Annotated in this window: 9 protein-coding genes; 7 read left to right on the forward strand and 2 right to left on the reverse strand. The window is 60.1% G+C overall.

What is annotated here, in order from left to right; translation table 11 throughout:
* The first annotated feature begins 141 nt into the window (after positions 1-141).
* Positions 142-519 carry a histone-like nucleoid-structuring protein MvaT gene (gene mvaT / locus ACEN93_RS10375; RefSeq protein ID WP_007951234.1) on the forward strand — a complete coding sequence of 126 codons (378 nt, stop codon included), beginning with the start codon at positions 142-144 and terminating at the stop codon, positions 517-519.
* Between the two features lie 101 nt (positions 520-620).
* On the opposite strand, the gene sbcB is transcribed toward mvaT, so the two are convergent.
* Entirely contained in the window at positions 621-2,051 is a 1,431-nt protein-coding gene (gene sbcB / locus ACEN93_RS10380; protein ID WP_495611367.1) for an exodeoxyribonuclease I, read from the reverse strand.
* Between the two features lie 180 nt (positions 2,052-2,231).
* Between sbcB and ACEN93_RS10385 the strand changes: the two genes are divergently transcribed.
* Genes ACEN93_RS10385 through ACEN93_RS10410 form a run of 6 tightly spaced genes read left to right on the forward strand, consistent with a single transcriptional unit; the run spans position 2,232 to position 8,954 of the window.
* Positions 2,232-2,957 carry an RDD family protein gene (locus tag ACEN93_RS10385; RefSeq protein ID WP_495611368.1) on the forward strand — a complete coding sequence of 242 codons (726 nt, stop codon included), beginning with the start codon at positions 2,232-2,234 and terminating at the stop codon, positions 2,955-2,957.
* Positions 2,954-3,931 carry a stage II sporulation protein M gene (locus tag ACEN93_RS10390; protein ID WP_103387207.1) on the forward strand — a complete coding sequence of 326 codons (978 nt, stop codon included), beginning with the start codon at positions 2,954-2,956 and terminating at the stop codon, positions 3,929-3,931. The genes ACEN93_RS10385 and ACEN93_RS10390 overlap by 4 nt, the downstream gene beginning before the upstream one ends.
* Entirely contained in the window at positions 3,918-5,462 is a 1,545-nt protein-coding gene (locus ACEN93_RS10395) for a DUF4129 domain-containing protein (RefSeq protein ID WP_495611369.1), read from the forward strand. The genes ACEN93_RS10390 and ACEN93_RS10395 overlap by 14 nt, the downstream gene beginning before the upstream one ends.
* Positions 5,459-6,625: a DUF4350 domain-containing protein gene (locus ACEN93_RS10400; RefSeq protein ID WP_039765959.1), complete on the forward strand. Its 1,167-nt coding sequence runs from the start codon at positions 5,459-5,461 to the stop codon at positions 6,623-6,625. The genes ACEN93_RS10395 and ACEN93_RS10400 overlap by 4 nt, the downstream gene beginning before the upstream one ends.
* Positions 6,622-7,623 carry an AAA family ATPase gene (locus ACEN93_RS10405; RefSeq protein ID WP_495611370.1) on the forward strand — a complete coding sequence of 334 codons (1,002 nt, stop codon included), beginning with the start codon at positions 6,622-6,624 and terminating at the stop codon, positions 7,621-7,623. Before ACEN93_RS10400 ends, ACEN93_RS10405 begins: the two co-directional genes overlap by 4 nt.
* Complete coding sequence (locus ACEN93_RS10410; protein WP_210710784.1) at positions 7,620-8,954, forward strand: DUF58 domain-containing protein; 1,335 nt, start codon at positions 7,620-7,622, stop codon at positions 8,952-8,954. Before ACEN93_RS10405 ends, ACEN93_RS10410 begins: the two co-directional genes overlap by 4 nt.
* 25 nt (positions 8,955-8,979) lie before the next feature.
* On the opposite strand, the gene ACEN93_RS10415 is transcribed toward ACEN93_RS10410, so the two are convergent.
* Positions 8,980-9,837 (reverse strand): hypothetical protein, encoded by an 858-nt coding sequence (locus ACEN93_RS10415; RefSeq protein WP_495611371.1) that lies wholly within the window; start codon positions 9,835-9,837, stop codon positions 8,980-8,982.
* Positions 9,838-10,006: the final 169 nt, after the last annotated feature.

Genomic DNA, 10,006 nt, shown 5'->3' on the forward strand with positions numbered 1-10,006 from the left:
TAACTGAACATTCAATTCAGGGCTTTTCAACGTAACTAATTCAAATAAAAACCCCGGTTAAATGTTTACTTGATGAAACAGCCTGACTATTATTGCCGCACTGTCCCCTGCCATCGCGCACTCCCACATAAGGTAGTAATCATGTCCTTGATCAACGAATATCGTGCCACCGAAGAAGCTATCAAAGAGCTGCAAGCCCGTTTGAAGAACCTGTCGCAAGACGACAAACTGCAAGCCGAGCTGGAATTCGAAGGCAAACTGCGCACACTGATGGGCGAATATTCCAAATCCCTGCGCGACATCATCGCGCTGCTGGATCCAGAGTCCAAAACCAAGGCTCCACGTGGCGGCGCAGCCAAAACTACCGGCACCAAGCGTGCTCGCAAAGTTAAACAATACAAAAACCCGCACAACGGCGAAGTCATCGAAACCAAAGGTGGCAACCACAAAACTCTGAAAGAGTGGAAAGCCAAGTGGGGCGGTGACGTGGTTGAAGGCTGGGCTACCCTGCTGGGCTAAGCCGCAACCCTTGTCGCAGAGCGCTTCTGTGACACAAAAAAACGCCAGCGAATGCTGGCGTTTTTTTATGCCCGGCATTCAAGCGCCGGACATGTTCGATTTCAAAGATCCAAACGTTTGCGCAATGCCTGGACATAGTTCTGCCATTCAACCAACACCTCGGCCTGCATCGGCGCAGCACTAAGCAGCCATTGCTCCATGGCCTCGGCAAAAGATTGCAAGGTATTAGGAGCGCCCCACTCCGGCGCGGACAAGCGTTGCCGGCAAAAGATTTTCCAGCGTTCTTGCTCTTCGAAATTCAACGTATCGGGAAAGTTACGTGCTCGATATCGAAACAACAATTCGGGCAAACGTTCGTCATCGAACGGCCATTGCTCTCGCGCCAATTGAGCAGGATCGGTCGCCCTCACTTGCTCACATAAACGACGATCGCGATCACCGATAAATCCGTTGTACAACTGTTGTTCGGGATCTTCACTCGAGGTGAAATCTTCGCTGGCATAAATCGCCGAGACTTTATCTTTCCAAACTTGTTGTGCGTCACTTAGTCGCAAGGCACGTGCCTGATACAACGCCATGTCCAGACCCAGACGCTGTTGATCTTCAGCACGCAGCACCGCCAACGGCGCCACCACCGGGCACTTGTTGATGTGGATGAGTTTGAGCGGCACCGGCAACTCGCCTTCGGCCAGGTCGTCACGCCGGGTATACAGGCGCTGACGCAATGTTTCAGCATCCAGGTCGAGCAGCCCCTGCGGATCCAGGTGCAGATCACACACGATCAGCGCGTTCTTGTTGCGCGGATGCCAGGCCAGCGGCAGCACCACGCCGACATAACTGCGCGCAGCGGAGAAGCGTCCGGAAATGTGCACCATCGGCTGCAACAGGCGAATCTGGTCCATGACCTTCTGTTTGCTGCGCAGCTGGAACAGCCAGTCATACAGCTTCGGCTGCTTCTCGCGGATCAACCGGGCCAGGGCGATGGTGGCGCGTACGTCCGACAACGCTTCGTGAGCATTGCCGTGGTCGATGTTGTTGGCGGCGGTCAGACGTTCGAGCTTGAGCGTCACCTTGCCTTCGTCATCGGTCGGCCAGACCAGACCATCCGGGCGCAATGCGTAGGCGGCGCGCACCACATCGATCAGATCCCAGCGACTGTTGCCGCCCTGCCATTCACGGGCGTAGGGATCGAAAAAGTTGCGGTACAGGCTGTAGCGGGTCAGCTCGTCGTCGAAGCGCAAGGTGTTGTAACCCGCGCCGCAGGTGCCGGGAGCCGCGAGCTGGGCGTGGACCCGGGTCATGAAGTCGGCTTCGCTCAAACCTTGCTCGGCGAGGCGACTCGGGGTGATGCCGGTGATTGCGCACGCCGCCGGGTGCGGCAGGATATCTTCGCTGGGCTGGCAGTAGAGATTGACCGGCGCATCGATTTCGTTGAGTTCGTGGTCGGTGCGGATCCCGGCTACCTGCAACGGGCGGTCGCATCGGGGATTGATGCCGGTGGTTTCGTAGTCGTACCAGAAAATGGAAGTCACGGGCGGTTCCTGAACTGAAGATCGGCAAAGTCTAGGCGTTCGACTGCTGTCGCGGCCAGCACCGCATCATTCAGTCACCTTTGGTTGAAAGATGTGTATGACATAGTTATGTCGTTTCCCCCCGAGAGACTGCTAGCATCGGACGCACTTGCATCCCGATCCGGCAACATCAGGTAGCCCATGCTCGAGACCACAGCACCGCCAAGGAAAGCACCGCTGGCCCCGCCACTGGACACGCGGCACCAGGTCGAAACGCCGGAAGGCATCGACCTGCCGCTGCGTCCCGCCGGCCTGATGGTGCGCGCCGTGGCGTTCACCATTGATCTGGGGTTGCGCGGGCTGATCCTGGGCCTGCTGCTCATGTTGCTGGCGCTGCTCGGCAAGCTTGGCATCGGCCTGGGCTCACTGCTGCTGTTCGTGGTGAGCTGGTGGTACATGGTGTTGTTCGAAGTACTGCGTCAAGGCCGTTCGCCGGGCAAGCAATGGATGGGCCTGCGAGTGGTGCACGACGATGGCACGCCGGTCGGCTGGTCGGCTTCCCTGCTGCGCAACCTGCTGCGTTTTGTCGACCTGATGCCGTTCGGCTATTTCCTCGGTGCGATCAGTTGCCTGCAACACCCGACCTTCAAACGCCTCGGCGACATCGCGGCCGGCACGCTGGTGATCTACAGCGAACGCCCGCTCAAGCGCCCGCAGTTGCCCGATGCCGAACCCCGCCGCTCGCCGATCCCGCTGACCCTGACTGAACAACGCGCCCTGCTCGCCTTCGCCGAACGCCAGGGCGAACTGTCGACGGCGCGGGTCAACGAACTCGCTGCACTGCTTGCTCAGCCACTGCACATCAGCGCACCGAAAGCCGTTGGTGAACTCAACGGCATCGCCCGCGGCCTGTTGGGGCCGACATGAAGCAAAGCCTTTTCGAATCCCGCCACAAGGCCGAATGGGAGCGTTTCAGCCTCGCCCTCGAACGTCTGGAACGGGGCAAGGAAACCTCGCAGGTCGCGGAATTTCCCAAGGCCTATCGCCGACTCTGCCAGCACTTGGCGCTGGCGCAGGAACGTGGCTACAGCAGTTTTCTGGTCGACTCCTTGCAACAGTTGGTGCTGCGCGGTCATCAACAACTTTACCGCCATCGCAGCCAGCTCGGCGCTAACGTGCTGGGTTTCATCCTGGCCGGTTTTCCACGATTAGTCCGCGCAGAATGGCGCTTCGTGCTGGTCGCCGCACTGCTGTTCTTCGGCAGCCTGATCGGTTTCGGTGTGCTGGTTTTCCTGTTTCCGGAGCTGGTCTACAACCTGATTCCCGCCGATCAGGTGCGCGAGATGCAGAGCATGTATGACCCGGCCGCCGGCCATCTCGGGCGTTCGGCCGAGCGCGCGGCGAGCGAAGACTGGGTGATGTTCGGTTATTACATCATGCACAACATCGGCATCGCCTTTCAGACCTTCGCCAGCGGTTTGCTGCTGGGAGTGGGCAGCGCGTTTTTCCTGTTCTACAACGGCCTGATCATCGGCGCGGTGGCCGGGCATCTCAGTGAGATCGGCTTCGGCCAGACCTTCTGGTCGTTCGTGATCGGGCACGGTGCGTTCGAACTCAGCGCCATCGCCCTGGCCGGTGCGGCGGGGCTGAAACTGGGTTGGGCGTTGATCGCGCCGGGACGCCTGACACGAATCGAGGCCCTGCAGATTGCGGCGCGCCAGAGCATCCTGCTGATCTGCGGCGTGATGCTGTTTCTGTTGATCGCCGCGTTTATCGAAGCCTACTGGTCGTCGCGCAGCGGGGTTTCGCCGCAGACCAAATACCTGGTCGGCGCCGGGCTCTGGCTCGGCGTGGCGATCTATCTGCTGTTCGCCGGAAGGACCCGTCATGCGCCTGAGTGACGCCACCGTGGCGATCCGTCCGCGCACCACCTGGGAAGCCATGGACCTGGGTGTGCTCATGAGCCAGCAACATCGGCGCCTGCTGCTGACCAGTTGGGCCCTCGTCACCCTGCCGCTGTTCGCAATACTCAGCCTGTTGTTGTGGGATTCACCGTCACTCGCCGTGTTCATCTTCTGGTGGCTGAAACCGGCTTACGAGCGCCTGCCACTGTACATCCTGTCCAAGGCGCTGTTCGGCGAAACACCCACCTTGAAACAAGCCTTGCGCCAATGGCCGCGCCTGCTCAAGCCGCAACTGCTCGCCAGCCTGACCTGGCGTCGCTTCAGCCTGAGCCGCAGCTTCCTGCTGCCCGTGCTGCAACTCGAAGGCCTCGACGGCACCGCTCGCCAACAGCGTTTACAGGTGCTGCTGCAACGCAATGCCGGCGCCGCGCAATGGCTGACGATCATCGGCGTGCATCTGGAAACGGCGCTGTGGATCGGCCTGATGGTGTTGTTCTACCTGCTGCTGCCGCAACAGGTCGAAACCGATTGGGACTGGCAAAGCCTGATCTTCGCGGCCGACTACGAATGGCGCTGGCTGGAGCATCTGACCAATGCGTTCTATGCGCTGATCCTGGTGATCTGGGAACCGGTGTATGTCGCCTGTGGGTTCAGCCTGTATCTGAACCGCCGCACCGTCCTCGAAGCCTGGGACATCGAACTGGTATTCCGCCGCTTGCGCCAGCGTTTGAACAGCAGCGCAATCGGCTTGCTGCTGGTGGTGTGTCTGCTGTTGCCGGGGTTGCCCTCAGCCTGGGCTGCCGAACCTGCCACGGCTCCAGATGCACCGCGTCTGTTGAACCAGCCGCTGACCAGCGAGGCATCACGCGACAGCATCAAGGCCTTGCTCGAACAACCGCCGTTCAAGAACAAGGAAACCGTTACCCGTTATCGCTTTGGCGAAGATCCCGCTGCTGCCGAAAAACCCAAGGAAGGCGAGGCACCACAATGGTTGAAAACCCTGCTTAAGTGGCTTGACGGTCGACACCTCGACGGCCTGGCCAAGGCGATCGAAGTCGTGCTGTGGGGCGCGGTGATCGCCGGGCTCGGCTGGCTGGTCTGGCGATATCGAGATCTTCTGCAAACCTTCGTCGGCCGTCGTCCGCGCTTGCCCGAACCGAACAAAAGACCCTTGCCGCAACAGGCCTTCGGTCTGGACCTGCAAAAGCAAAGCCTGCCCGATGACATCGCCAGCCACGCGGAACAGCTCTGGCAAACCGAGCCGCGCGCGGCACTGGGTCTGCTGTACCGGGCATTGCTCAGTCATCTATTGCACGACTTCAACCTGACCTTGAAACCCGCCGATACCGAAAACGAAGTGCTGGCCCGGATCGAACAGTTGCAGCGCCCGGATCTGCTCACTTATAGCCGTCACCTCACCGGTCACTGGCAGAACATGGCCTACGGGCACCGCGTGCCGGCGGCGCATCTGCAACAGGAATTGTGTGATGGCTGGCGGTCCCTGTTCGGCCACGGAGTTGCCCGTTGAACCGGCGCGCACTCTGGCTTTTGGGCGGCGCGTTGATCGTCGCGCTGCTCGGTGCGCTGGGCATTTATCTGTACCTCAAGGCCACGCCGTACCAGGCCGAAGTCGATCACGGCCCGTCCCCCGCTGCGCAAGCCAATCCTTATCTGGCAGCGGAGATGTTTCTGCGCGAGCGCGGGATCGACGTCAGTCATGCCGAAAGCCTTGCCGTGTTGCCCGACATCGATCCGCGCCAGCACACGCTGCTGATGTTCAACGACCGCTCGAAAATGACTCCACGCCAGGTCGATCAGGTTCTGAACTGGGCCCGGGCCGGCGGAAGGCTGGTGTTTGTCGCCGAGTCGATCTGGGATGAAAAGACCGGCCAGAGCAACGACCTGCTGCTCGACCGCGTGCAACTGCATCAACTCTTCAGCAAGGATCTCAAGGATCCGCCGCCGGATGACGCCGAAGACCCGTTCCCGAATCTGACTAAACTCTATCTGGAAGACGAGGACGCACCCGCCTACGCCGGATTCGACACCGCCTTCCATCTCGAGGACCCGAAAAACCTCGCCCAGGCCTGGGCCAACAGCGCGAAAGCCACGCACATGATGCAACTGGCTTTCGGCCTCGGCACGATCACCGTGGTCACCGATGCCGATCTGTGGAAAACCCCGGCCATTGCGCAACACGACAATGCCTGGCTGCTCTGGTACCTCAGCGCCGACACGGCCGTGACCTTGTTGTACAACACTGAACACGACAGTCTACTGACCCTGCTCTGGCGCTATTTCCCGCAAGCCATCGTCGCCCTGCTGGCGTTGATAGGTCTGTGGCTGTGGCATGTCGGCGTGCGTCACGGCCCGGTGCAGGCGCCGTCTCCGAGTGGTCGTCGACAGTTGATGGAACACCTGCGCGCCAGTGGCGATTTCATCCTGCGTCACAACGGCCAGCAGACCTTGCTGCAAGCGTTGCAGCAGGACGTTCTGCGCCGCGCCCGTCATCGACATCCCGGTTTCGACCAACTGAATGTCGCCGAACAATGGCTGGTGCTGTCGCGCCTGACCCGCCAACCGACCCGTGCCATCAGCCAGGCCCTGAGCCCGGCATCGAAGCGGCGCCTGTCCAGCGCCGAATTCTGCCGTCAGGTCGCCCACCTGCAAGCCTTGAGGAACACGCTATGACCGAACACATCGAACCCGGCTCGCCCAGCCACGTGGCCCAGCAACGCCAGCGCGCCAGCCAGTTGGCCCAGGCCGTGCGCGGCGAATTGCAAAAAGCGCTGATCGGCCAGAACCCGGTGATCGACGACGTGCTGACCGCGCTGATCGCCGGCGGCCACGTGCTGCTCGAAGGCGTTCCCGGCCTCGGCAAAACCTTGTTGGTACGCGCCCTGGCGAAGTGCTTCGGCGGCGAGTTCGCGCGCATCCAGTTCACCCCGGACCTGATGCCCAGCGACGTCACCGGCCACGCGGTCTACGACCTGCAGACCGAGCAGTTCAAACTGCGCAAGGGCCCGCTGTTCACCAACCTGTTGCTGGCCGACGAGATCAACCGCGCCCCGGCCAAGACCCAAGCCGCCCTGCTCGAAGCGATGCAGGAACGTCAGGTGACCCTCGAAGGCCGGGCCTTGCCGATTGCCCAGCCATTCATGGTGCTCGCCACGCAAAACCCGATCGAACAGGAAGGCACCTATCCCCTGCCGGAAGCCGAGCTCGATCGCTTCATGCTCAAGGTGCGCATGGACTACCCCGACGCCGATCAGGAGCTGGACATGGTGCGTCAGGTCAGCCGCTCGACCCGCGCCGACATGCTCGACGTGCAACCGCTGCGCACCGTGTTGCAGGCCAAGGACGTGCAAGCCCTGCAGCGCATCGCCAGCGATTTGCCGCTGGACGATCAGGTCCTCGATTACGCCGTGCGTCTGGCCCGCAGCACCCGTACCTGGCCGGGGCTGAGCCTCGGCGCCGGGCCACGCGCCTCCATTGCACTGGTGCGCTGTGCCCGCGCCCGGGCCCTGTTGCGCGGCGGTGAATTCGTGATTCCGGACGACATCAAGGGCTGCGCACTGGCGGTGTTGCGCCATCGCGTACGCCTTGCACCGGAGCTGGACATCGAAGGGCTGCAAGTCGATCAAGTCCTTCAGCAACTGCTCGACCAAGTACCGGCGCCGCGCCAGTGAAACCCTCGCGCCTGCTGTTGATCTGGCTGGCGATCCTGCTGGCCATCGGCATTGTGCTGGGCGCGTTGCAGGCGCTGGATGTGGAAGTGCCATCGAGCCTGCTGTCGATCAACTGGGGATTGCTGCTGGCGCTGTTTGCGCTGAGCCTGCTGGACGCGCTGCGCCTCAAGCGCCTGCCCTCGCCCCGCGTGCAACGACAGATGCCCGGCAGTCTGGCCCTCGGTCGCTGGAGCGAAATCCGGCTGGAAGTCGAACACGATTTCGACCAGCCACTGACCATTCAACTCTTCGACCATGTACCCGATGGCCTCAGCCACGAAAACCTGCCGCTTTCCACCGAGCTGCAACCCGGCCAGCGCAGCCTGATCGGCTATCGCCTGCGCCCGCTCAAACGCGGCCACTACACCTTCGAAACCTGCGAACTCAACCTGCCGAGCCCCTTCGGCCTGTGGTCCGGCAAACGCCTGCTGACCATCACCGACCACACCCGCGTCTACCCCGACTTCGCCCGTCTCTACGGCGGCCAGTTGCGGGCAGTCGACAACTGGCTCAGCCAGCTCGGTGTGCGTCAACGACAGCGTCGTGGCCTGGGAATGGAATTCCATCAGCTCAGGGAATTTCGCGAAGGCGACAGCCTGCGCCAGATCGACTGGAAAGCCACCGCCCGCCATCGCACGCCGATTGCCCGGGAGTACGAAGACGAGCGCGATCAACAGATCATTTTCATGCTCGATTGCGGGCGACAGATGCGCAGTCAGGACGGCGAACTGTCGCATTTTGATCATGCGTTGAATGCGTGCCTGCTGTTGAGTTATGTGGCGTTGCGGCAGGGGGATGCGGTGGGGTTGAGTACGTTTGCCTGCGACGCTCCGCGTTACCTTGCGCCGGTCAAAGGCGCCGGGCAGCTGAATGTGCTGCTCAACGGAGTTTACGATCTTGATAGCACGCAGCGGCCAGCGGACTATTCGGCGGCGGTGAATCAGTTGCTGGCGCGGCAGAAGCGGCGGGCTTTGGTGGTGTTGGTGACCAATTTGCGGGATGAGGACGATAGCGAGCTGGTCAGCGCCATCAACCATCTGAGTCAACAACATCAGGTACTGATGGTGAGTCTGCGTGAGGCAGCCCTTGAACCCTCGCACCAGCCCCCCGTACAGACCTTGCAGGAAGCGCTCGCCTACTGTGCGACGGTGGATTACTTGAATGTCAGAACCGCAATCCACGAGCGTCTAAGTGCACACGGATTTCCCGTGCTGAATGCTCGAGCAAGCGAACTGAATGCGGGACTCGTGACGCGATACATGGCCTGGAAAAAAGCTGGCGTGTTGCAATGATCATTTCTTCCTGACAGCCAAGCCCTCAATCAAGTATTTGGGCGCGGACAACATTCAAAGGCGCTGAATCTTCCGCTGTGTGATTCTCGCTATGCACATGGGCCCACACATATACGACTCCCATTACGGCTCCAGTGGCGAGCCAGCGTGTTGTTGCCCGGCCCGTCGAATCCGTGTAACTGACATCGAACTGAAAGCCATTGAATGTCCAAACGACTTTTCGTCCTGGCAGCGATTTCAAAGTAACCCTGTCTCGTACAAACGCCGCAATTTCCGACGACTTTCCAACAGGTAGCTCGAAAGGGAACTGTGTCATCCGATAGATGGATGCAGGCCGCAACTCTTGAACCACAATTTGCAAAGTCTTCGAATCGGGTGATCCTGCAACCCTTACGGTCAATTCATGCTCCCCCACCTCTGGCACGCTAAAGGAACGGGATGCAATGCCATTCTCGTCAGTAGTGGAACTCGGTAAGGACTGTCCCGCGTATGTCCATTCGAGCGAAATATCTGGTACTGGTTGACCGCTCGGAGAAGCCAGCACCCGCACCTCGGCATGAACTTCATAACCGATATAAGTAATCGGACGATCACAGATCAGCGAGTCGATGACCACGCGTTCAATCTGCCCTGTAATTTGCGGAGAATCAGGCATGCCGCTAAAACCAGGCATTGAGAAGTAAATATGGAACGTTCCAGGATTGGCCTGCTCCGTTGAAATTATCCATGTCACACTGCTGAAATTACTTGGATCCCGCACCAGTTCCACCAGTTTTTTCTCTGGAGGAGAAAACTCAATTCCACTCAAAGCAGTATCCGGCACACAATTCAAAGCAATGGGTGATTCGGAATCCTCCGCCAGGTGACTTTCATCATATTCCATGGTCAGCTCGTAACGTTGACCCGCTACCAGGCGTAATATCAGGTCACTCCATCGGTATCGCACCCCCTCGAAATGCGGCCTAAAGTTCGCTCGCCAGGTTGAAGTAAGAAAAACATCATCCATCTGACACCTCGCATCTATGAAAACATCTCTCCGCGCGGAAATGAAA

This window comes from Pseudomonas sp. Pseusp21, assembly GCF_059492145.1.